Origin of the sequence: Kitasatospora sp. NPDC094019 (genome assembly GCF_044764505.1) — a bacterium.
GTDB lineage: Bacteria > Actinomycetota > Actinomycetes > Streptomycetales > Streptomycetaceae > Kitasatospora.
On sequence record NZ_JBIWIF010000006.1, the window covers coordinates 52,587 to 74,734 of the forward strand.

Genomic DNA, 22,148 nt, shown 5'->3' on the forward strand with positions numbered 1-22,148 from the left:
GGTAACGATCCGGCACGTCGTACCAGGATTTTCTACGCGCGTAGCCATTTCCCGTCTATCCTCGGACGCGTGAACGCATCTCCTCAGTCGGTCGTCTCCGCCGACCCCTACGCCGCCGCCCAGGCCGCCGCCGAGCGCCTGCGCGAGCTGACCGGCGCCGAGCGCCACGACGTCGCCCTGGTGATGGGCTCCGGCTGGGTGCCGGCCGCCGACGCCCTCGGCGAGACCGTGGCGGAGTTCCCGGTCACCGACCTCCCGGGCTTCCCCGCCCCCGCCGTGGCCGGCCACGCCGGCACCATCCGCTCGGTGCGGATCGGTGAGAAGCGGGCCCTGATCTTCCTGGGCCGCAACCACTACTACGAGGGCCACGGGGTCGCCACCGTCGTCCACGGCGTGCGCACCGCCGCCGCGGCCGGCTGCGAGACCATCGTGCTGACCAACGGCTGCGGCGGTCTGCGCCCCACCTGGGTCCCCGGCCAGCCGGTCCTGATCAGCGACCACATCAACCTGACGGCGGACTCGCCGATCGTCGGCGCCAACTTCGTCGACCTCACCGACCTCTACTCCAAGCGGCTGCGCGCGCTCTGCCGCGAGGTGGACCCGACCCTCGACGAGGCCGTCTACGTCCAGTTCCGCGGCCCGCACTACGAGACCCCGGCCGAGGTCAACATGGCCCGGGTGATCGGCGGCGAGCTGGTCGGCATGTCCACCACGCTGGAGGCCATCGCGGCCCGCGAGGCCGGTGCCGAGGTGCTGGGCATCTCCCTGGTCACCAACCTGGCCGCCGGCATGACCGGCGAGCCGCTCAACCACGCCGAGGTGCTGGAGGCCGGCAAGGCGTCCGCCGAGCGGATGGGCGCGCTGCTGGCCAAGGTCCTCGAACGGATCTGACGCCTCGGTGACGACGGCATGAGCGACGGGGCCCGCGGACGGGCGTGATCGGGTGATCACAGCCGCCCGCGGGCCCCGTCCGTGCGCTCCGGCCCCCCGGGGCCCGGCCGACACGCCGCCTCCCGGGGCGCCGGACACCGCGTCCCGCCGCCACCGCGCGTACGTTTCGTCCCGCACCACGAGCACCGCCCGTACCGCCACCGCCGCACCACCCGTCCCGCCACCGCCCGTACCCACCGCACCACCCGTACCCACCGCACCACCCTCGACCGCCGGTACGCCCGTCCGAGCCACCACGCCACGCCCCGCGCCCGGCGTCCCCGTCCGAGGACGCCCCGCGGCACGCCCCGGCCACCGCCGCCGGCCCGCCCGACCCGCCGGTCCCGGGCCCGGCCCGGCCCGGAGCACCCCCAGGCCGACCACCGACGCACTTCCCGATGGAGCTGCAGCCATGACGCAGGCAACCACCACCGACCTCCTCGCCCGGGCCCGCACCTGGCTCGCCGAGGACCCGGACCCGCAGACCCGCGAGGAGCTCGCCGCGCTGCTCGCCGTCGCCGAGACCCCGGACGCCGACGCCAACGCCAAGCTCGCCTGGTCCGAGCTGGCCGACCGCTTCGCCGACCGCCTCCAGTTCGGCACCGCCGGCCTGCGCGGCGAGCTCGGCGCCGGGCCGATGCGGATGAACCGCGCCGTGGTGATCCGCGCCGCCGCCGGCCTGGTCGCCTACGTCAAGCGGCAGGGCCTCGGCGACCTGGTCGTGATCGGCTACGACGCCCGCCACAAGTCCTACGACTTCGCCCGCGACACCGCCGCCGTGGTGGTCGGCGCCGGTCTGCGCGCGCTGCTGTTCCCGCGCCCGCTGCCCACCCCGGTGCTCGCCTTCGCGGTCCGCCACCTCGGCGCCGCCGCCGGCGTCACCGTCACCGCCAGCCACAACCCGCCGCAGGACAACGGCTACAAGGTCTACCTGGGCGACGGCTCGCAGATCGTGCCGCCGGCGGACGCGGGCATCGCCGCCGAGATCGACGCGATCGGCTCCCTCACCGAGGTCCCGCTCGCCGCGGCCGGCTGGGAGACGGTGGACGAGTCCGTCGTCGAGGCGTACCTCGACCGCGCCGCGTCGATCGTCGACCCGCACAGCCCGCGGGAGCTCGACATCGTCTACACCCCGATGCACGGCGTCGGGCGCGACACCTTCCTCGCCGCCCTGGACCGGGCCGGCTTCCCGGCGCCCACCGTGGTGGCCGAGCAGGCCGAGCCGGACCCGGACTTCCCGACCGTCGCCTTCCCCAACCCGGAGGAGCCGGGGGCGATGGACCTCGCCTTCCGCACCGCCGCCGCGGCCCGCCCGGACATCGTCGTCGCCAACGACCCGGACGCCGACCGCTGCGCGGTGGCCGTCCCCGCCGAGGGCGCGGACGGCTGGCGGATGCTGCGCGGCGACGAGGTCGGCGCGCTGCTGGGCGCCGCCCTGGTCTCCAAGCGGGCCGCCGGCACCTTCGCCACCACCATCGTCTCCTCCACCCTGCTCGGCCGGATCGCCGAGGCAGCCGGGCTCGGTTACGCCGAGACCCTCACCGGCTTCAAGTGGATCTCCCGCGCCGGGGGCCTGCGCTACGGCTACGAGGAGGCGCTCGGCTACTGCGTCGACCCGCAGGGCGTGCGCGACAAGGACGGCATCACCGCCGCCCTGCTGGTCGCCGAGCTCGCCGCCACCCTCAAGCGCTCCGGCCGCACCCTGACCGACCTGCTGGACGACCTCGCGCTGGAGCACGGCCTGCACGCCACCGACCAGCTGTCGGTCCGGGTCGAGGACCTCTCGCTGATCGCCGACGCCATGCGCACCCTGCGCGAGCGGCCCCCGACGGTCCTGGCCGGGCTCACCGTCACCCGCGCCGACGACCTCACCGCCGGGTCGGCCGAGCTGCCGCCGACCGACGGCCTGCGCTACTACCTGGCGGGCGACGCCGTCCGCTCGGCCCGGATCGTGGTCCGCCCCTCGGGCACCGAGCCCAAGCTGAAGTGCTACCTGGAGGTCGTCCTCCCGGTCGCCTCGGCCGCCGACCTCGCGGACACCCGCGCCCGGGCCGCCGAGCTGCTCGCCACCGTCAAGCGGGACCTCGCGGCCGCGGCCGGCATCGCCGGCTGACAGCGGCGGGGACGACGGAGGGGCCCGCCGGCACGGCGGGCCCCTCCTCGTACGCCGGGGGTCCGGTCAGACCGCGATCACGGTGATCAGGGCGATCAGGCCGGCCACCGTGGGGGCGATGATCCACCAGCACCAGTGGACCTCGATCGACCCGGCGGCGTCGGGGCGGGAGGCGTTGCGCTCGGCCATGTCCTGGAGGACGCCGACCACCTGGTCGGACCAGGCCCGGTTCGGGTCCGTGGAGCCCTGCACCCCGGCGCCGGACGGCGTGCCGCCCGCGCCGAAGACCATGCCCAGCCGGGAGCTGTGCGTCTGACCGCCGCGCTCGCGCGCCCGGGCGGCCCGCTTGCGCTGGCGCAGCGACACCGGCACCGCCCACACCTGGTACTTCTTGCCCTCGGCGAGGAGTTCGACCGAGTACCCGGCGCGCAGCGCGTCCACGGCGGCCCAGGGCGCGACGATCGTGCGCAGCGGGTTGCGAACGACCAGGCGGCGCTCGTCGGCCCGGACGGCCGGGCGCAGGGTGTAGGCGATCACCGGGAGCACGAACACCGGGACGGCGGCCAGCGACACCCACGGTGTCTTGCCGCTGCCGTTGACGGCCGCGTCCCCGATCAGCCAGGCCGCGACGGCCAGCAGGAGCACCCCGGAGATCACGCCGGGAACGGAGCGGTACACGCGGTCGGCGTACACGGGCTCCCCATCGGAACCGGCCGGGCCCGGTCGGGGCCCGCCGTGGGATTCGGTCATGTCGACGATTCTGCCCCATGGCCCGCGCGATCCACAGGGGTGACGGACGGGGTTCCCGGGGCGCGGAGGTCTCGGTCCGGCATCGATGCGTGGCGCCTCTGGCGATTGACTACGCGCGTAGATATGCTGGTGTGGTGACTATGTCCACTCTTGCAGCCAATGCCCCCGGCGTCGCGGGCAGCGGTCTCGAGGACGTCGCGACGTCCGAGACCTCGCTCCGTCGCTTCCTGCACGGCCTGCCCGGTGTCGACCAGGTCGGCCTGGAGGCGCGTGCCGCCACTCTCGGTACCCGCTCGATCAAGACCACGGCCAAGGCGTACGCCATCGACCTGGCCATCTCGATGATCGACCTGACCACGCTCGAAGGCGCGGACACGGTCGGCAAGGTGCGCGCGCTGTGCACCAAGGGCAGGACCCCCGACCCCACCGACCCGACCACCCCCCGCGTCGCGGCGATCTGCGTCTACCCGGACATGGTCGCCACCGCGAAGGCGGCGCTCCGGGGCACCGACATCCAGGTCGCCTCCGTCGCCACCGCCTTCCCCGCCGGGCGCGCCGCGCTCCCGGTCAAGCTCGCCGACACCGCGGACGCGGTCGCGGCCGGAGCCGACGAGATCGACATGGTGATCGACCGGGGGGCCTTCCTCTCCGGCCGCTACCTGGACGTCTTCAACGAGATCGTCGCCGTCAAGGCCGCCTGCCGCCGCCCCGACGGCAGCTCCGCCCACCTCAAGGTGATCTTCGAGACCGGCGAGCTGCAGACGTACGACAACGTGCGTCGCGCCTCCTGGCTGGCGATGCTGGCCGGCGCCGACTTCATCAAGACCTCGACCGGCAAGGTCGCCGTCAATGCGACCCCGCCGGTCACCCTGCTGATGCTGGAGGCGGTCCGCGACTTCCGCGCCGCCACCGGCGTCCAGGTCGGCGTGAAGCCCGCCGGCGGGATCAAGACCACCAAGGACGCGATGAAGTACCTGGTGATGGTCAACGAGACCCTCGGCGACGACTGGCTGACCCCGCACTGGTTCCGCTTCGGCGCCTCCAGCCTCCTCAACGACCTGCTGATGCAGCGTCAGAAGCTGACCACCGGACGGTACTCCGGTCCCGACTACGTGACGGTGGACTGAGAATCATGGCCAAGAACACCAAGAAGACCGAAGCGCCCGCGGCCGCGCCGCAGGCCCCGGCCGAGCCGGCCGGCAAGCCGGCGGGCGGCCTCTTCGGCTACGCCCCGGCCCCCGAGTCGCCCGCCGCGGCCGGCGACATCGCCAGCTCCTACGGCCACTTCATCGGCGGCGAGTTCGTCGACTCCTCCGGCAACGAGGCGCTGAAGACGGTCAACCCGGCCACCGAGCAGGTGCTCGCCGAGTTCGCCCGCGGCACCGCCGAGGACGTGGACCGCGCGGTCGCCGCCGCCCGGGCCGCCTTCGCCGACTGGTCGGCGCTGCCGGGCAGCGAGCGCGCCAAGTACCTGTTCCGGATCGCCCGGATCATCCAGGAGCGCAGCCGCGAGCTGGCCGTGCTGGAGTCGATCGACAACGGCAAGCCGATCCGCGAGACCCGCGACGTCGACCTGCCGCTGGTCGCCGCGCACTTCTTCTACTACGCGGGCTGGGCCGACAAGCTGGACTTCGCCGGCTACGGCCCGAACCCGAAGCCGCTGGGCGTGGCCGGACAGGTCATCCCGTGGAACTTCCCGCTGCTGATGCTGGCGTGGAAGATCGCCCCGGCGCTGGCCACCGGCAACACGGTCGTGCTGAAGCCGGCCGAGACCACCCCGCTGACCGCGCTGCGCTTCGCCGAGATCTGCCGCCAGGCGGGTCTGCCGAAGGGCGTCGTCAACATCGTCACCGGCGACGGCGGCACCGGTGCGGCGCTCACCGCGCACCCGGACGTCAACAAGGTCGCGTTCACCGGCTCCACCCCGGTCGGCCGCGCGATCGCCAAGCAGGTGGCCGGCACCCGCAAGAAGCTCTCGCTGGAGCTGGGCGGCAAGGCCGCCAACATCGTCTTCGACGACGCGCCGCTCGACCAGGCGGTCGAGGGCATCGTCAACGGCATCTTCTTCAACCAGGGCCACGTCTGCTGCGCGGGTTCGCGCCTGCTGGTCCAGGAGTCGGTCCAGGACGAGCTGCTGGACGCGCTGAAGCGCCGGATGGGCACCCTGCGGGTCGGCGACCCGCTGGACAAGAACACCGACATCGGCGCGATCAACTCCGCCGAGCAGCTGGCCCGGATCACCGCGCTGACCGAGGCCGGCGAGGCCGAGGGCGCCGAGCGCTGGTCGCCCGCGTGCGAGCTGCCGGGCACCGGCTTCTGGTTCCGGCCGACGCTGTTCACCGGCGTCAGCCAGGCCCACCGGATCGCCCAGGAGGAGATCTTCGGCCCGGTCCTGTCGGTGCTGACCTTCCGCACCCCCGACGAGGCGGTCGCGAAGGCCAACAACACCCCGTACGGCCTCTCCGCCGGCATCTGGACGGAGAAGGGCTCGCGCATCCTCTGGGCGGCGAGCAGGCTCCGGGCCGGCGTGGTCTGGGCCAACACCTTCAACAAGTTCGACCCGACCTCGCCGTTCGGCGGTTTCAAGGAGTCGGGCTACGGCCGCGAGGGCGGCCGGCACGGTCTGGAGGCATACCTCGATGTCTGATGTCGTGAGCCGTCTTGATGTCCTCAAGACCTACAAGCTGTACGTCGGCGGGAAGTTCCCGCGCTCCGAGAGCGGGCGGGTGTACGAGGTGACGGACGCGAAGGGCGAGTGGCTGGCCAACGCGCCGCTCGGCACCCGCAAGGACGCCCGCGACGCGGTCGTCGCCGCCCGCGCGGCGGTCAAGGGCTGGGCCGGCACCACCGCGTACAACCGCGGCCAGGTGCTGTACCGGGTGGCCGAGATGCTGCAGGGCCGGCGGGAGCAGTTCGCCGCCGAGGTGGCGCTCTCCGAGGGCGTCGGCGCGAAGAAGGCCGCCGCCCTGGTGGACGCCGCGATCGACCGCTGGGTCTGGTACGCGGGCTGGACCGACAAGGTGGCCCAGATCGCGGGCGGCGCCAACCCGGTCGCCGGTCCGTACTTCAACCTCTCCACCCCGGAGCCGACCGGCGTGGTCGGGATCGTCGCGCCGCAGGCCGGTTACGGTCACTCGCTGCTCGGGCTGGTCTCGGTGATCGCCCCGGCCGTCGCCACGGGCAACACCGTGGTGGTGGCGGCCGCGGCCGACGCGCCGCTGCCCGCGCTGTCCCTGGGCGAGGTGCTGGCCACCTCGGACGTCCCGGGCGGCGTGGTCAACATCCTGTCCGGCCGGACCGCCGACATCGCGCCGACCCTGGCCTCGCACCAGGACGTCAACGCGCTGGACCTGACCGGCGCGATCGCCGCCGACGGTCCCGGCGCGGCGGGCGGCCTGGAGGCCCTGGCCGCGGATACCCTGAAGAGGGTTCTCCGCCCGGAGCCGGACCCGTTCGCGCAGGACTGGACCAAGGCTCCCGGCACGGACCGGCTACTCTCCTTCCTGGAGACCAAGACGGTCTGGCACCCGATGGGTATCTGACCGCCGGATCCCCGGAGCGGCTACGCTCCGTGACCGCGAGTCGGTGACAACTCCACAGACTGGCCGTCCCCCGTGCCCTCACCCCCCCAGGGCCCGGACGGTCACAGGACGGACCCGCGCCTCTCCCCCCCTGGCGCGGGTCCGTCGTACGTCCGGGGCCGCTCCGCGGCCCGCCCGGGGCCCGTCCGGGGCCGGGTCCACCGCTGCCGGGCCGCCGTCGGCGGCCGCGACCGTCGACTTTCGTCGCGCCCGGTCGAGCCGTTCGACGCTGCCGGTCCCCGGGGCGGCCGCGCAGACTGGGGCGACACCGCGCACCGAGGGGGAGAACGTCCGTGGGAGAGCTGGTCGGCGAGCTGATGGCCCTGTTCGCGGACGGGTTCCTGCGCACCCTGCGGGTGGCCCGCACCAGGCGCCGGCTGGCCGCCGGGCGGCCGGTCCGGATCCCCTGTTCGGCCCGCTCCGCCGGCCCGGACCGGTCCGGCGAACAGTCCGGCGGCCACGCCGACGGGCGGCCCGGATACGTCACGGGGCACCTGCGGCTCACCCCCGGCGCCACGGCCGTCGCCTTCACCGCGCGCGGCCACGAACCGCTCGACCTGGCCGTCGGCGGCACCTTCGAGGCCCCCGAGCCGGACGCCTGGCACGACCAGGACTGGGCCGCCACCGCGTACCGGGCACCCGGCGCCGGTCACCCGGTGTACCTCCAGGTCGACAGCCGGTACCTGCCGCTGCTGCACGCCTCGCTCCTCGCCCCGGCGGCCGCGCGGACGGTGTGATCCGCGGGGTTTCGGCATCGGGCCCCGATGCGTCAGACTGGTGTCCCGTGAGTGACTCCCCGCTGAACCCCGTGTCGATAGCCCCTGCCCGGGTGGTCCTGCTCTCCGGGCCCTCCGGCTCCGGGAAGTCCTCGCTCGCCGAGCGCAGCGGCCTGCCCGTGCTCCAGCTCGACGACTTCTACAAGGACGGCGACGACCCCACCCTGCCCCTGCTGCCCGACGGCGCGGTGGACTGGGACTCCCCGCTGTCCTGGCACCGGGACCAGGCCCTGGCGGCCATCCGGGCCCTGTGCGACACCGGCCGGGCCGAGGTGCCGGTGTACTCGATCCCGGACAACGGCCGGGTCTCCACCAGGGTGCTGGAGCTCGACGGGGCCACCGCGTTCGTCGCCGAGGGCATCTTCGCGGCCGAGATCACGGCCGACTGCGCCACCGCCGAGCTGCTGGGCGACGCGCTGTGCCTGCGCAACGGCGCGCTGACGACCGCCTGGTGGCGGCTGCGCCGGGACGTCCGCGAGGGCCGCAAGTCGCTGCCCGTGCTGGTGCGGCGCGGCTGGCGGCTGATGCGGGCCGAGCGGGGCATCGTGGGCCGCCAGGTCGCGCTGGGGGCGCGTCCGTGCGCCGGGCCCGAGGCCGAGCGGCGGATCCGCGCGGCGGCCCGCGCCGGGGAGCTCTCGGCGGTCTGAGCAGGGCCGGAACGACGACCCGGAGCAGCGGCCCGCGCGACGGCCCGGAACGGCAGCCCGGAGCAAGGACCCGGAGAACGGCCCGGACCCGCCCGGACACGCGGAACGGCGGGCCCGGTGCGTCTCCCCCGCACCGGGCCCGCCGCCTACCCCGGACGGTCACGGTCCCCCCGCGCCGCCGCTCCCCCGAGCCGGCGCCGCCGATTCCGCGTCCGTCCTGCTACCCGTCCCCCGACGGGAGTCCCTGTCCCGGTCGCGTTACGCGACCAGCTCGCCGAAGGCCCGGACGGTGTCGCCCGAGGTGTTCAGCTGCTCGTCGTCGCGCAGCCGGCGCAGCGCGCGCCAGATGCTGCTCTTGACGGTGCCGACGCTGATGCCGAGCACGCCGGCGATCTCCGGGTCGGTCTTGCCCTCGTAGTAGCGGAGAACCAGCATGGTCCGCTGGTTCTCCGGCAGCTTGGCCAGCGCCTGCCAGAGCACGGCGCGCAGCTCGGTGCCGCCCATCGCGTCGGTGTCGCCGACCGTCTCCGGCAGCTCCTCGGTCGGGTACTCGTTGACCTTGCGGCGCCGCCAGGCGGAGATGTGCAGGTTGGTCATGGTGCGGCGGAGGTAGCCCCCGACCGCGGCCTTGTCGGTGATCCGGCCCCAGGCCCGGTAGGTGCTGAAGAGCGCGCTCTGCAGCAGGTCCTCGGCCTCGTAGCGGTCACCGGTCAGGTGGTACGCGGTGGCGTAGAGGGAGGCGCGGCGCTCCCGCACGTACGCGGTGAACTCCGTGATGTGGTCCTCCGCGACCGCCGGGTGCTCCCCCTGGGCCCCGGTGAACGCCGCCCCGCCGGCCGTCTGCTCGGTGGTGCGGGCCGCCGCGGGGTTCAACCGCAGCAGCGTCGCACCGGCGGCCTCGCGGCCGGCCGACTCCCCCGAGTCGGCCTTCCGCAGGCCCGTTCCCGCGATGCCCCGGTTCCCCGCCGGGGTGTCCGCGCCCTCGACGCGGACGGGGAGGATCCCCCGCAGCGTCAAGGTCGCGGCGGAGTCGGCCGCGTTCCCCCGTCGACCGACTCCGTACATCTCCCCCGTCCTGCCGCCGCCGCTCACCCGGCGGGCGACAGTGTTTCCACCGGTGCCGTGCGCGCACCCCCGTGCGATCACGGCACCCGAGGTCTCCTCGGTCCCGGCCTCGAACCGGCTCCGGTGGGCGGTCGCTGACGAACGCGCGGTCAGGACGGCCGGGTTGGTCCGGGTCTGAAGCGTGGCGTTCATCGTGCGCCCCCTCTGGTTCGGTTCGAGCGGTTCCGTTGCCGCCGTCCAGTGGGCCGATGGGCCCGCTGTCCTGCGGCGACATGGAAAATCCTGCCCGCCGGTTGTGATGGCGCTGTCCGTCGACTGTCACAGGGCTGTCACAGGGCCGGGGCTTTCGTCCCGGGCGCTGTCCCGCCGTTGACGGACGCCGGTGGCGGGCGTTCCGGTTCCCGGCCGTGCGGCGCGCGGGAGGGGTGCGGCCCCCGGGCGGACGGTGGGGGGTGATTCACCGCTCCGGGTGAGCCAGAATGAGGCCGTGCCTTTCCTCCTTCTGATCGAGGACGACGACGCCATCCGCACCGGCCTCGAACTCGCCCTCACCCGCCAGGGCCACCGCGTGGCCACCGCCGCGTCCGGCGAGGACGGCCTGAGGCTCTTCAAGGAGCAGCGGCCGGACCTCATCGTGCTGGACGTCATGCTGCCCGGAATCGACGGCTTCGAAGTCTGCCGCCGGATCCGCCGCACCGACCAACTGCCCATCGTCCTGCTGACGGCCCGGTCCGACGACATCGACGTCGTGGTCGGCCTGGAGTCGGGCGCGGACGACTACGTCGTGAAGCCCGTGCAGCCCCGCGTCCTGGACGCCCGGATCCGGGCCGTGCTGCGGCGCGGCGAACGGGAGAGCTCGGACTCCTCCGTGTACGGGACCGTGGTGATCGACCGGGCGGCGATGACGGTCACCAAGGACGGCGCGGACCTCCAGCTCACCCCGACCGAGCTGCGGCTGCTGCTGGAGCTCAGCCGGCGGCCCGGGCAGGCGCTGTCCCGGCAGCAACTGCTGCGCCTGGTCTGGGAGCACGACTACCTGGGCGACTCCCGGCTGGTGGACGCCTGTGTGCAGCGGCTGCGGGCCAAGGTCGAGGACGTGCCCTCGGCGCCGACGCTGATCCGCACGGTGCGCGGGGTCGGCTACCGGCTGGACCCGCCGGCGTGACCGGCCCGGCCGACGCACCCGCCCGCCTCCGTTCCGCGCCGGCGATATCCCGCCCCGCGCGCCGACGACTTCCGTGACGACAGGCTCCTGTGACTGACCAACAGACGACGGCCCGGTTCTCCTCCGGCCCGTGGCGCCGGCTGCGCTCGCTGCGCGTGCGGCTGATCGCGGTGTTCGCCGCGGTCGCGCTGCTCACCGCCGTCTCGGCGTCCGGCATCGCGTACTGGCTCAATCGCGACGCGGTGCTGAAGCGGGCCCAGGACACCGCGCTGAACGACTTCCGGGTCTCGCTCAGCCGCAATGTGTCGAACCTGCCGCTGAACGCCACCTGCGAGGACCTGAACACGCTCGCGAGCACCGTCGCCAGCTCCGGCCTCAGTTACGACGTGGTGGTGGCCGATCCCGCGCTGCCGAACTGCGTCGCCTCGTCCAGTTCGGCGCAGTTCACGATCGCCACCGTGCCGGCCCCGCTGCGGACGGCGGTCGGCAAGCCGCGCGAGCTCACCGAGTCCAACCCGTACACCTACCACCTGTACTGGCAGCGGCAGAACCTCGACGGGCGGCCGTTCGTCATCGGTGGCACCAAGGTGGTGACGACCGGGCCGACCGCGTACATGTTCAAGTCGCTGGAGAACGAGCGGGCCGACCTGAACACGCTCGGCTGGTCGCTGGCGATCGCCACCCTGCTGGCGCTGATCGGCTCGGCGCTGCTGGCGCAGGCCGCTTCGGCGACCGTGCTGCGGCCGGTCAAGCGGCTGGGCGACGCGGCCCGGCGGCTCGGCGAGGGCCATCTGGACACCCGGCTGGAGGTCGAGGGCTCGGACGAACTCGCCGACCTGGCCCGGACCTTCAACCGCACCGCGGAGTCGCTGCACGGACAGGTCGAGGAGCTGAGCGCGCGCGAGGCGCAGAGCCGACGGTTCGTCGCCGACATGTCGCACGAGCTGCGCACGCCGCTGACCGCGATGACCGCCGTGACGGACATCCTGGAGGACGAGGCGGAGTCGCTGGACCCGATGATCGAACCGGCCGTGCGCCTGGTGGTCAGCGAGACCCGGCGGCTCTCCGACCTGGTGGAGAACCTGATGGAGGTGACCCGCTTCGACGCCGGCACCGCCAAGCTCGTCGCCGACGAGATGGACATCTCCGACCTGATCATGTCCTGCATCGACGGCCGGGCCTGGTACGACGCGGTCGAGGTGGACGCCCCGCGCGGCATCCTGGCGGTGGTCGACCCGCGCCGGCTGGACGTCGTCCTCGCCAACCTGATCGGCAACGCGCTCAAGCACGGCGGTTCGCCGGTGAAGGTGCGGGTGCGCGGGGAGGGCGACACCGTGGTCGTCGCGGTGTCGGACAGCGGTCCCGGCATCCCGGAGGACGTGCTGCCGCACGTCTTCGACCGCTTCTACAAGGCCGACAAGGGGCGGGCGCGCTCGGAGGGCAGCGGTCTGGGCCTGTCCATCGCGATGGCCAACGCGCAGATCCACGGGGGGTCCATCACGGCCGCGAACGGCGAGGTGGGGGCGGTGTTCACGCTGACCCTGCCGGTGACCCAGCCGCCTCCGCCGCCGTCCGCCGACACCGCCGAGGAGAGTGCCCGGTGACCCGAGGAGCGAGCCCGCTGCGGCGCCCGTTCGCCGCCGCCGCGCTGCTGGGGCTGGCCGCGCTGGCCACCGGCTGCGGCATCCGTCCGACGGCCGTCCCGGTCGACGCGGGCGCGCCGGCCAGCCGGACCGCCTGCCCGACGGTGGCGCGGATACCGACGGCCCCGAGCACACCGTCCGGGGCGGCCGGCGGCCCGCCGCAGGCCGCGGCGGCGCACGGAACGCCGACCCCCGGGGCGTCCGCCGCCGCCTCGGCGCGCCCGGCGCCGACGGCCGTCCCGCCGGGGGTGTCGCCCTCGCCCTCCGTGGTGTCACCGGCGACGCCGACGGCTCCGGCGGACAACGTGTTCGGCGCGCTGCCGTCGCCCTCCGCCCCGACCACGGCGCCGCCCTGCCGGTAGGGGACGCCGGGGGTCGGAGCCGGGCCCCCGGTCCGGTCCGGGGCCCCGCCGGAGCGGGGCCCCGGCGGGGCCACCAGGCGTTTCGCCCCGCGTTCCGTCCCCGTTCCGGGCCGTGTTCCGTCCTCGTGCGCGGACGCGCCCCCGGCGTGCGACGCAAACTTCGCACCGGGCGTGGAACCGTCACGCCGCCGGTGCACGTCCTTCCCCCCGTGCAGCGAGATGGCACCACGACACGCGAAGCGCGTGCCGACGTGCGGACCGAGAGCGGACGGGCGACGGCCGTCCAGCGCCACCGGCGTCGACTACGGGCGGTGGGACTGATCGGCCTCTCCCTCCACCTGCTGCTGATGGGCTGGCTGGTCCTGAGACCACTGCCGGTGGCCTGGGTCTACGACGCCAACCTGACGCCACTGGCCTCACTCCGCTTCTCCTCCGTGGGCCAGCTGCTCGACGAGCTGCTGCTGCCCGCCCCGCTCGGCGTCCTCCTCCCGCTCGCCGGCGGCCGGCTCGGGAGCCCCTGGTTCCCGTCCTTCCTGCGCACCACCGGCGCCTCGGCGCTGCTGGCCACGGCGCTGGAGTTCCTCTCCTCGTGGACGCCCGGGCACGTGCTCAACGTCGACCACATACTGCTCGCCGTCGTCGGCGTCGCGGCCACCCACCTCGCCCTGGTCCCGGCCGGGCGGGTGCTGCTCCTGCGGCGCGGCGCGATCCTCCGGGACCCGGTGGCTCCTCCGGCGGACCCCGGCCCGGTTCCGGACCCGGTCCCGGTTCCGGAACCGGCTCAGGCTTCGGCTTCGACCCAGGCCCAGGCCCAGGCTTCGGCTTCGGCCACGGGCGGCGCCGTACCGGACAACCACCCGCCCAGAACCGCCGCCGCCCCGGCCGCGCACCACGGACGCAAGGCCGAATCGCTGCTCAGCCTCGGCTCGTCGGGCCCCGCCCGCCGGGGCTGACCGTCCCTCGCCTCACCGGTCCGCGCGACGGACCCGGCCGCCGACCTCGACCAGCCCCTCCCCGGGGATCCCGGTGACGAGCCGGGAGCCGATCCCCTGGGTGATCGTCAGGCCCCGTCCCAGCTCGGCCGTCAGCAGGAGCGCGGCCGCGCCGGTCGCCTCGTCCTCGTCGATGCCGTCGCCCCGACCGGGGAAGGCCCGGGCGCGGACCGTGCCCGCCGCTTCGTCCTGCCAGGCCCAGGCGTAGATCCACTCACCCGGAGGCGGCACCGCCAGCCCGTCGACCTCGGCCGCCGTCGGGTACCGGCGGAGCGTGCGCGGCGGCACCCAGGCGGCCGGAGCCGCGACCCGGGTGAGCCCCCCGTCCCGCCGCACCCCGACCACGCCCGCGGCGGTGACCAGTTGGTCCACCCCCAGCAGCCACGCGGCGCCGACGCAGGGGTGGCCGGCGAACGGGAGGCGCAGCGTCGGGGTCCAGATGTCGATCGCGCCGCGCTCCGGGTCGTCGACGAACACGGTCTCGCTGAAACCGAGCCGCCGGGCGATCGCCTGCCGGTCCGCCTCGGCGGGCACGGCCGCGCCGTCCCGGACGACGCCCAGCGCGTTCCCGTGCGCGCCGTCGGGGTCGCAGAACACGTACAGCACCTCGTGGTCGGCCATGTCGCGGTCACTCCTCGTCCGATCGGGCCCGCGCGGCACGCGGACCGGTTGGCACCCTCCCGGCGGGGGCGGCCGCACCCGCCGGGGAACGGCCGGCCGATCCCCGGCCCCGACCGTTCGGGCCCACCGGGCGGTCGCACCGGCGCACGCCCCCGGCCGAACCCACGGATCCGGCCGACTCGGCGCGACGCGGGCCCAGGCCGGAGCGGCGACCGTCACCCGCCACGACGGGGGGCCGCCCGGGACCGGCTGCGGCCCCGGCGGCCGGGCGCAGGACCCGACACGGCCCGGACAGCCACAACCGTCACGGGCCGGGATCCGGATCGCCCCGGGACCGGCTGCGGGCCGGTCCCGGGCACGGCTACTGGCGGGGCAGCGGCCGAGCACGCCGGCCGGGCCGGTCCGATCGGGCCCGCGCGACGGTCGCGCCCGCCCGGTCGCAGCGGCCGGACCCGCAGGTCCGATCGGCCCGGCGCGCCGCGGGGCCGGCGGGCAGCGGCAGCCGTCCGACAGCGAACCCGGTCCGACGGTCCGCTCCGCTCGGGCGGGCCCGGCGGTCACGCCGACCCAGGCACGCTCCCGGCCCGACCGGCGGTCCGTCCGGCTCGGCACGGACCAACACGGCCCGACCGGCGGTCCGTCCGGCTCAGCGCGCCGCCGGACCGGCCGGGCCGGCGGCAGGGCCCGGTGCGGGCCGGACGGGCGGCGCCGCCGGCGGACGCGGGCCCGGACCGCCCGTCGCCGGGTGCGGTCCCACGCCCGGGCCCCCGGCGGGGAGCGGCGTCCGGGCGGCCGCCGGGCGGTTCCGCTGCCGGAGACGCGCCACGACCAGGGTGCCGATGCCCATCGCGATCGAGGTGGCGCCGGTGATCGCCATCGGGGTGTTGGTGGACGAGCCGCCGGTCGAGGCGAGGTCCACGGACGGCACCGGGGGCGCCGCCACGGTCACCGTGACCGCCGGGGCCGGGGCGGCGGCCGCGCCCGACGGCGTCGGCGTGACCTCCGAGGCCGGGACGGCCGCCGGTGTGCCACCCGGGTCGGCGGACGGTGTGACCGCCGCCAGTCCGACCCCGGGCGCGGCGGGGGCGGGCGCCGCCGGCTCGGCCGCCGGGGGCGCCGCCGGGGCGGACGGCGGGCCGCCGGCCTCGGCGGGCGCGCTGCTCGGCGCGGCGGACGGGGTGGCCGGGGCCGCGGCGGCCACCGTGATGTCGACCGCCGAACCGGCGGCGGGCACCCCGGTGCCGGTCCCGGCCGCCGGGAGGCTGTTCCCGGTCGGCAGCAGCGACAGCACCCCGGCCGGAGTGTCCTGGGCGAAGGCCAGCCGCACGTTCAGCGTCCGGGACTCACCGTCGCGCAGCCGTACCAGCGAGGTCTCGCGGTCGCCCGTGCGCAGCGTCAGGGCCAGTCGCCCGGGCGCGCCCTGGCCGCTGTCCACGGCCGGCAGCCACTCGCCGTCGGGGGCCCGGAACTCCAGCCTGACCGCTTCGGCGGCGGGCAGGGCCTTGCCCCGGAAGGTCAGTTCGGGCAGGAAGGCGACGTCCTTGCCGCTGCGGTTGGTGAGCGTCAGCCGGAACGGCTTCGGCTCGGCGCCCGCGGTGAAGGCGCCGGGCACCGCGTCCAGACCGAGGTAGGGCACACCGGGCGCGGGGGCGGTCGTCGGCGCCCCGGTGGAGCCGGCCGCGGCGACCGTGAACTCCCGCTGCGGGCTCGCCGCTTCGGTGATCCGGGTCTCCGGCGGCAGGGTCGGGTCGGAGACCACCGCCCTGAAGCCGCCGGTGGCCCGGCCGGCGGGCGCGTCGGCGGTGACGCCCAGCCGCAGCCGGTACGTCGCGGAGGCGCCTGCGGGCAGGCTCAGCCGGGTGGCGAAGGTGTCGAGGTTCCAGGTCGCGCCGACGCCGGCGCCGGGCACGAGGGCGGCGGCCTTCCACGAGGCCGCGCCGGGGGACTGGTGGTCGAGCGTGAGCTGGTTCTCGTGGATCCCGGCATCGACGTTCGCGACGACGAAGCCGGTGGTGACGTCGACCGCGTGGTCGGCGGAGTTGCGCAGTGTGGCGGTGAACTCGGCGGCGGGCCCGCCGCCGGTCAGGGTGCCGGGGAAGCCCGCGACGGTGATCGTCACCGGGCTGCGCCGCTCCTGGGTCCCGACCGGTCCCGGGGTGCCCACCCCACCGAGGGCGCTGCGGACCGCACCGCCGGTCCCCTCGGAGCGTGGCAGGGCGGCCGCGCCGGGGGCGGTGGTCAGGGCCACGCCCGAGACCAGGGTGGCGGCGGCGGCGAGGGCCAGGGATCTGCGGTGCTGAGTACGCAAGGGAGACCTCACGGAGGAAAGGCGGGTGAACCCGACGAAACCCGGCGGCGGGCCGTTTCGCCGAGGTGGGAGGCCGCTCCGGGACTCTCACCCGGGTCGCTGCTTCGCCCCCCAACCACCAGCGACGGGCGCATCATATCCGAACGCGCGGACGCTTCCTGAGCGGTTTTCAAGGGGTGGAAGGGAGGTTCGCCGGGCGGATTCGGCGATGACACCGTGACGAAATCGTGAGGACGGATGTCGTCCCGCTCCAGTACTGTCCCCACTCGTCCCCCGGCGGCCGCCCGTTCGCGTCCGTCCCGTCCCGGCAACAACAGGAACCACTTGTGAACCTCGACTTCGACGTCGAACCGCTCTTCTCCTGGTACGTCGTCCTGCTGGCCGTCAGCGGCATCGCCCTGCTGGTCATCGGCGCCGTCAACCTCGGCGGCCTGAAGATCGGCTGGCGCCTCTTCAACGTGCTCGTCGGCCTCGGCTTCACCGGCTACGCGTACTACCTCGCGTTCGTCTTCGAGGGCGGCACCTACACGCTCTTCTTCAAGGCGTTCATCCTGCCGGTGCTGCTGATAGCCAACGCGGTGAAGGCACTGGTCGCGCGCTCCCAGGCGCCGGCCGCGCCCGCCGCCGCGCCGTACCAGGCGAACGCGCCGTACCCGCAGCAGGGCGGCCAGTACCCGCAGGGTGCGCAGTACCCCCAGGGCGGCCAGTACCCGCAGCAGGCCGCTCCGTTCCAGGCCGCCGCCCCGGCCGCGCCCGCCTCGCCGTACCAGGCCGCGGCCCCCGTCGCCCCGGCCGCGCCGTACCAGCCGCCGGCCCCGCCGCAGGGCTGATCCCCACCGGCCGGGCGCCACTCACCAGGGCGCCGGCCGGTCCCCCGTCCGCCCTCCTCGGTCCGCACTACGCTGCGCGGTGCGGCCGGATTCCGGCCGCCGACGACGGAGGGGGGCGGACCGTGGAGACCTACGACCTGGTGATCGTGGGCGGCGGGCCCGCGGGCTGCGCGGCGGCGGTGATGGCGGCGAGCGTCGGACTGCGGTCGGCCCTGGTCGAGCGGCGCGAGCCCGGTGCCACCCTGCGGCGCGTCCCGGCGGTGCAGAACGTGCTCGGCTTCGCGACCGGCACCGCCTTCGCCGACGCCGTCGCGGCGGACGTCCGGCGGATCGCCGACTCCTGCGACCTCCTGCTCGGCACCCCGGCGACCGAACTGCGCGCCGACGACGAAGGGGTGACCGTCCACCTCGCCACCCCGGGCACCACCGTGCGCGGCCGGTACGCGATCGTCGCCACCGGCGTCCGCGCGGCCCGGCCGGAGGAGGCCGCCTGGCTCACCTCCGCCGTGGACCCCCCGCCCCCGCTCTGGGAGGCGGACGCCGCGCTCCTGGCCGGCCGCCGCACCCTCGTGCTCGGCGCCGACCGCCCCCTCGGCACCCTGCTGCGCGCCCGTCCGGACGCCGCGCTCGACCTGCTCGTCCCGCACCCACCCGCCGACGCGTACAAGGCCGAGGAGGTCCGCGACGACCCACGCGTCACCCTGCTGGAGCTGAACGCCCTCGATCTCCGCCGCTCCCCCGAGGGCCATGTCACGGCAGGCGGACTGGGCGTCTTCGCCCCCGACACCGTCTTCGTGAACCTGGGCGTCCGCCCGGCCGCCCTCCCCGGCACCCTGGTCCGCGCCGAGGACGGCTACTGCCCACCCGACCGCCAGCACCCCCGCGTCCTCACCGCCGGTGATCTCCGCTCCGCCCGCGGCCAACGCATCATGACCGCCACCGGCTCCGGCGCCGACGCGGCGCTGAGTGCCTACTACGCCCTCCGCCTGACCGGCTGACCGGCTGACCGGCTGACCGGCTGACCGGCCACGGCGCAGGAAGTCGACGGGCCCGACTTCCTGGCCTCCGCAAGATCTTTAGGCGCGAACGGGAATAGTCCCCTGTTCGGATGGTCACCTCGCGGTCGCCGCGCGTAACGTCACCCCCGGCTTGCTCAACCAGGCGCACCCACAAAGGGGTTCACAATGACCGGTAGGCCGGGACTGATCCGCCTCACGCAGAGCAGCAGCGGCGAGGGATCGGGCGAATGCGGGTCCGACGACTGCCCCAATGTCTACGCGACCGGCCAAGGCTCGTTCGTGGTTCAGGGCAGTACGTTCACGGGCTTCCGCGCGCCCGACGGGGAGTCGCTCGTCGAGATCCCCGAGGAGACCCTGCGGGAGGCGTTCCGTGTTCTTGGATGGTGACACCTGGCGGGCGTACTTCGACGCCATGGAACACGACGCCTGGCGGCTGGAGACCCTTGACGTCTACACGATGCCGCAGGAGGAGGAAGGACTCCGCCGTTTCCTCGCCGGCGAACCACTCACCGTCGGGGCGACCGCCGCTTGGACGGCACGCGTCCGGGGATACCGGGAGACGGGGCGCCGCATCGGCCGTGTCCATGTACTCACCCGCCCCCTGACGGACTACCTGCGCTACGAGTTCGCGCACTACCGCCACAACGTCGGGGCCGGGGAGGACATCAGGATCCTCGACCTCACCGACCGGCCGAATCCCGGCCTGCCCGACCAGGACTTCTGGCTCTTCGACGACCGCCGCGTGGTGCTGATGAACTACCGCCAGGACGGCACCCAGATCAACCGCCAGGTCCACGACGGCGATACCGCCCCGTACTCCGCCTGGAAGCGCCTGGCGATCGCCGAGTCCGTTCCCTTCCTGGAGTACGTGAAGGATCATGGGTGAGTGACCTTCGCCCCAGAGCAGTTGGACCGGTCGAAGGCCGACCTGGCCCGGCTGCTACGCGATCTCCGTAAGCGAGCCGGTCTCAGCGGAGACCGGCTCGCTCTACGTTGCGGCCTGTCCCAGAGCACGATCAGCAAGATCGAGACAGGGCGGAAGACCCCGCGCCTCACCGAGGTGGAATCCATTCTCCGCGCGCTCGGAGTACCGCCCGGGCCGGCCGAGGAGATCATGTCCCTCGCCAGGGTCGCGAACACCGAGTGGCAGGGCGTCCGCGCCTCCTTGCGTCGCGGCCTTGAGAAGCGGCAAACCGAACTGGCGGCGCTGGAGGCGTCGGCGACCGTGTTCCGCTACTTCCTGCCCGCGATGGTCACCGGCCTGCTGGCCACGCCCGAATACGTGCGAGCCGGAATCGCACATTCCCCCGGCGACATCGCATCGGTCGTCGCGCGGAAGCTGGAACGGCAGGCGGTGCTGTACGACATTTCCAAGTCGTTCACCTTCCTGCTCACGGAGCAGGCTGTGCGATGGGCGGTGGTGCCGCCAATGGCGATGTCCGTACAGGTCGAGCGACTGGTCGCGCTCTCCCGGCTGCCGAACGTACGCATCGGGATCGTCCCGAACGGTGTGGTGACCGGCCGGGGCCCGATGAACACCTTCACCGTCTACGGCGAGCATCTGGCGACCGTGGAGACGTTCACCGGAAGAATAGTCTTCCGCGACTCCCGGGACATCTCCGAGCATCTTGCCATCTTCGCCCTGTATGAAGGAATGGCTATTTTTGACACTGCTTCAGATGCCTTCCTTTCCGCTGTCGCCGCCGACTTCAGGAACGGCATTTAGTCGGTAACGGGAATTCCCTTGAAAGTTCCGAGGAGGCGCTCCTAGCGTGATCCAAGAGGATTTCCGACGAGAGGAGTTCCGGCATGAGCACCCCCTTCCCCGGTCCCGGTCCGACACCGCCCGAGCCCGGCACCGGTCCCACCTCCGGGCCCATGCCCGTTCCCGGCAAAGCCTGACCCGACAGAACGGAGGACGACGCGACATGGGCGAGCACGGCGACGGCCAGAACGGGAAGACCGGCGATCAGCAGCAGTCTCCCACGGAGTCGGACGGTAAATGGACTCGTCCGGTCCCTCCCCCGGGCCCGGACGAGAAGAAGAAGTAGGCATCCGTGAACAGGTACACGGAGCTGATCGCCGGATTGGCGATGTCCGGCACCCTGGACGCAGGGTGGCGGGGCGCGTTCGCACGCGCCCCGCGCCACGCCTTCGTCCCGGACTCCATCTGGCTTCCCGACCAGCACAGCCCGTCCGGCTATCGGCAGGTCGACCGAACTCGGGAGCCCGACGCCTGGTGGGACGCGGTGAGCACCGACGACTCCGTGGTCACGCAACTCGACGACGGTGCGAGTGGCGGCCCGGGAGTGCCGACCTCGTCGGGCTCCATGCCGTCCCTGGTGGCGACCATGCTGCGGGAGTTGGCTGCCGGCGAGGGACACAGGGTCCTCGACATCGGCACCGGGACCGGGTGGACGAGCGCCCTGCTCGCCGCCTGCCTCGGCGGCGATCAGGTCACCACGATCGAGATCGATCCGGTTATTTCGGCCGAGGCCGGACGAAAGCTGGAGGTCGCTCACCTCGCTCCCCGCCGGGTGGTCGGGGACGGACTCGGCGGCTGGAGTCCTGAAGCGCCCTACGACCGCATCCACTCGACGGCGGCCGTCCGGACGATTCCCCCGGCATGGATCGAGCAGACGGTGCCCGGCGGGGTCGTCGTGACGCCCTGGGGGACGCCTTACGCCAACGCGGGGCTGCTACGCCTCGTCACAGAAGGAGCGGGGAGAGAGGCACACGGGCGATTCGCCGAGAACGCCTCCTTCATGTGGATGCGCGCCCAGCGACCGCACGCGGTGGCAGCGCCGGTCCCGGGTACGACGAGGGCCGGCGCCTCACCGATGGACCCGTCGCTGATGGAGGAGGACGTCCACGCCGCCTTCGCCATCGGCCTTCAGGTGCCGGATGTGCGATCCGTTCACCGTTGGGACGGCGTGGACCCGGGAGCCACCTACCGGATCGAACTCTCGGACGGCCTCGGCTCGTGGGCGTCCGCCCGATATCGAAACTGGGCGGACGGAGGTGCGGTGAAGCAGACGGGTCCCAGGCAGCTCTGGGACGAGATCTGCGAAGCCCACACATGGTGGGTGGAACGGGGGCGGCCCGAGCTGACGAGGTTCGGGCTCACCGTACGGCCGGACGGCAGACAACACGCTTGGCTGGACGGCCCCGGGCATCCGGTCGGCGACATCACGCGGTGACATACGAAGTGGGGGGGGGGGGGGGGTGTGGGGCGGCCCCCCCCCCGGGGGGGGGCCCCGCGGGGGCCCCCCCCCCGGGGCCGCCCGCCCGGGGGGGGGGGGACCCGCCCGCGGGCGCGCCCACCACCGCCAACGCGGGGGAGCGG

At 74.3% G+C, this 22,148-nt stretch carries 21 protein-coding genes; 17 read left to right on the plus strand and 4 right to left on the minus strand.

Annotated features, from left to right (window positions below; all coding sequences use genetic code 11):
* Positions 1-69 precede the first annotated feature (69 nt).
* Both ACIQ9P_RS14995 and ACIQ9P_RS15000 read left to right on the plus strand, forming a co-directional pair.
* The gene (locus ACIQ9P_RS14995; protein ID WP_402355059.1) at positions 70-891 is read left to right on the plus strand and encodes a purine-nucleoside phosphorylase; all 822 of its coding nucleotides are present in this window, start codon (positions 70-72) and stop codon (positions 889-891) included.
* A 451-nt stretch (positions 892-1,342) separates the two neighbouring features.
* Positions 1,343-3,043 carry a phospho-sugar mutase gene (locus ACIQ9P_RS15000; protein WP_402355061.1) on the plus strand — a complete coding sequence of 567 codons (1,701 nt, stop codon included), beginning with the start codon at positions 1,343-1,345 and terminating at the stop codon, positions 3,041-3,043.
* Positions 3,044-3,109: 66 nt separating this feature from the next.
* Here ACIQ9P_RS15000 and ACIQ9P_RS15005 read toward each other — a convergent pair whose 3' ends face one another.
* Positions 3,110-3,793: a PH domain-containing protein gene (locus ACIQ9P_RS15005; RefSeq protein ID WP_402355063.1), complete on the minus strand. Its 684-nt coding sequence runs from the start codon at positions 3,791-3,793 to the stop codon at positions 3,110-3,112.
* Positions 3,794-3,927: 134 nt separating this feature from the next.
* Here ACIQ9P_RS15005 and deoC point away from each other — a divergent pair, with 134 nt between their 5' ends.
* The 5 genes from deoC (at position 3,928) to ACIQ9P_RS15030 (ending at position 8,797) form a co-directional block, all read left to right on the plus strand.
* Positions 3,928-4,920, plus strand: a complete 993-nt coding sequence (deoC, locus tag ACIQ9P_RS15010; protein WP_402355065.1) for a deoxyribose-phosphate aldolase — start codon at positions 3,928-3,930, stop codon at positions 4,918-4,920.
* Between the two features lie 5 nt (positions 4,921-4,925).
* On the plus strand, positions 4,926-6,440 hold the full coding sequence (locus ACIQ9P_RS15015) for an aldehyde dehydrogenase family protein (RefSeq protein ID WP_402355067.1): 1,515 nt from the start codon (positions 4,926-4,928) through the stop codon (positions 6,438-6,440).
* A complete protein-coding gene (locus ACIQ9P_RS15020) occupies positions 6,433-7,335 on the plus strand; it encodes an aldehyde dehydrogenase family protein (RefSeq protein WP_402355068.1) in 903 nt (300 codons plus the stop codon). Before ACIQ9P_RS15015 ends, ACIQ9P_RS15020 begins: the two co-directional genes overlap by 8 nt.
* A 332-nt stretch (positions 7,336-7,667) precedes the next feature.
* A complete protein-coding gene (locus ACIQ9P_RS15025) occupies positions 7,668-8,111 on the plus strand; it encodes a hypothetical protein (protein WP_402355070.1) in 444 nt (147 codons plus the stop codon).
* Between the two features lie 47 nt (positions 8,112-8,158).
* The gene (locus ACIQ9P_RS15030) at positions 8,159-8,797 is read left to right on the plus strand and encodes an ATP-binding protein (protein WP_402355072.1); all 639 of its coding nucleotides are present in this window, start codon (positions 8,159-8,161) and stop codon (positions 8,795-8,797) included.
* 258 nt (positions 8,798-9,055) lie between these two features.
* Here ACIQ9P_RS15030 and ACIQ9P_RS15035 read toward each other — a convergent pair whose 3' ends face one another.
* Positions 9,056-9,670: a SigE family RNA polymerase sigma factor gene (locus tag ACIQ9P_RS15035; RefSeq protein ID WP_402355821.1), complete on the minus strand. Its 615-nt coding sequence runs from the start codon at positions 9,668-9,670 to the stop codon at positions 9,056-9,058.
* 679 nt (positions 9,671-10,349) lie between these two features.
* Here ACIQ9P_RS15035 and ACIQ9P_RS15040 point away from each other — a divergent pair.
* The 4 genes from ACIQ9P_RS15040 to ACIQ9P_RS15055 all read left to right on the plus strand — a co-directional run bounded on the left by ACIQ9P_RS15040 (position 10,350) and on the right by ACIQ9P_RS15055 (position 13,985).
* Positions 10,350-11,027 carry a response regulator transcription factor gene (locus ACIQ9P_RS15040; protein WP_045938110.1) on the plus strand — a complete coding sequence of 226 codons (678 nt, stop codon included), beginning with the start codon at positions 10,350-10,352 and terminating at the stop codon, positions 11,025-11,027.
* 89 nt (positions 11,028-11,116) lie between these two features.
* Entirely contained in the window at positions 11,117-12,631 is a 1,515-nt protein-coding gene (locus ACIQ9P_RS15045; RefSeq protein ID WP_402355074.1) for an ATP-binding protein, read from the plus strand.
* The gene (locus ACIQ9P_RS15050) at positions 12,628-13,032 is read left to right on the plus strand and encodes a hypothetical protein (protein WP_402355076.1); all 405 of its coding nucleotides are present in this window, start codon (positions 12,628-12,630) and stop codon (positions 13,030-13,032) included. The genes ACIQ9P_RS15045 and ACIQ9P_RS15050 overlap by 4 nt, the downstream gene beginning before the upstream one ends.
* A 311-nt stretch (positions 13,033-13,343) precedes the next feature.
* Positions 13,344-13,985: a VanZ family protein gene (locus tag ACIQ9P_RS15055; protein ID WP_402355078.1), complete on the plus strand. Its 642-nt coding sequence runs from the start codon at positions 13,344-13,346 to the stop codon at positions 13,983-13,985.
* A 12-nt stretch (positions 13,986-13,997) separates the two neighbouring features.
* Here ACIQ9P_RS15055 and ACIQ9P_RS15060 read toward each other — a convergent pair whose 3' ends face one another.
* Together ACIQ9P_RS15060 and ACIQ9P_RS15065 are read right to left on the minus strand one after the other, a co-directional pair.
* Positions 13,998-14,645 carry a PhzF family phenazine biosynthesis protein gene (locus ACIQ9P_RS15060; RefSeq protein WP_402355080.1) on the minus strand — a complete coding sequence of 216 codons (648 nt, stop codon included), beginning with the start codon at positions 14,643-14,645 and terminating at the stop codon, positions 13,998-14,000.
* A 646-nt stretch (positions 14,646-15,291) separates the two neighbouring features.
* Entirely contained in the window at positions 15,292-16,953 is a 1,662-nt protein-coding gene (locus ACIQ9P_RS15065) for a hypothetical protein (RefSeq protein ID WP_402355082.1), read from the minus strand.
* 326 nt (positions 16,954-17,279) lie between these two features.
* Here ACIQ9P_RS15065 and ACIQ9P_RS15070 point away from each other — a divergent pair, with 326 nt between their 5' ends.
* The 6 genes from ACIQ9P_RS15070 to ACIQ9P_RS15095 all read left to right on the plus strand — a co-directional run bounded on the left by ACIQ9P_RS15070 (position 17,280) and on the right by ACIQ9P_RS15095 (position 22,002).
* Positions 17,280-17,783: a hypothetical protein gene (locus tag ACIQ9P_RS15070; RefSeq protein ID WP_402355084.1), complete on the plus strand. Its 504-nt coding sequence runs from the start codon at positions 17,280-17,282 to the stop codon at positions 17,781-17,783.
* Positions 17,784-17,905: 122 nt separating this feature from the next.
* A complete protein-coding gene (locus ACIQ9P_RS15075; protein WP_402355086.1) occupies positions 17,906-18,781 on the plus strand; it encodes an FAD-dependent oxidoreductase in 876 nt (291 codons plus the stop codon).
* A 186-nt stretch (positions 18,782-18,967) separates the two neighbouring features.
* Positions 18,968-19,189 (plus strand): hypothetical protein, encoded by a 222-nt coding sequence (locus ACIQ9P_RS15080; protein ID WP_402355088.1) that lies wholly within the window; start codon positions 18,968-18,970, stop codon positions 19,187-19,189.
* Entirely contained in the window at positions 19,173-19,688 is a 516-nt protein-coding gene (locus tag ACIQ9P_RS15085; protein WP_402355090.1) for a DUF6879 family protein, read from the plus strand. Before ACIQ9P_RS15080 ends, ACIQ9P_RS15085 begins: the two co-directional genes overlap by 17 nt.
* Positions 19,689-20,528, plus strand: coding sequence for a helix-turn-helix domain-containing protein (locus ACIQ9P_RS15090; protein WP_402355092.1), 840 nt, complete (start codon positions 19,689-19,691; stop codon positions 20,526-20,528).
* Between the two features lie 367 nt (positions 20,529-20,895).
* Positions 20,896-22,002, plus strand: a complete 1,107-nt coding sequence (locus ACIQ9P_RS15095; RefSeq protein ID WP_402355094.1) for a methyltransferase domain-containing protein — start codon at positions 20,896-20,898, stop codon at positions 22,000-22,002.
* The last annotated feature ends 146 nt before the right edge of the window (positions 22,003-22,148 follow it).

Bases quoted from the DNA above. Each gene is read 5' to 3' on its own strand.
- ACIQ9P_RS15095 (WP_402355094.1), top strand. From the start codon at position 20,896: ATGTCCGGCACCCTGGACGCAGGGTGGCGGGGCGCGTTCGCACGCGCC.
- ACIQ9P_RS15000 (WP_402355061.1), top strand. From the start codon at position 1,343: ATGACGCAGGCAACCACCACCGACCTCCTCGCCCGGGCCCGCACCTGG.
- ACIQ9P_RS15080 (WP_402355088.1), top strand. From the start codon at position 18,968: ATGACCGGTAGGCCGGGACTGATCCGCCTCACGCAGAGCAGCAGCGGC.
- ACIQ9P_RS15015 (WP_402355067.1), top strand. From the start codon at position 4,926: ATGGCCAAGAACACCAAGAAGACCGAAGCGCCCGCGGCCGCGCCGCAG.
- ACIQ9P_RS15020 (WP_402355068.1), top strand. From the start codon at position 6,433: ATGTCTGATGTCGTGAGCCGTCTTGATGTCCTCAAGACCTACAAGCTG.
- ACIQ9P_RS15060 (WP_402355080.1), bottom strand. From the start codon at position 14,645: ATGGCCGACCACGAGGTGCTGTACGTGTTCTGCGACCCCGACGGCGCG.
- ACIQ9P_RS15005 (WP_402355063.1), bottom strand. From the start codon at position 3,793: ATGACCGAATCCCACGGCGGGCCCCGACCGGGCCCGGCCGGTTCCGAT.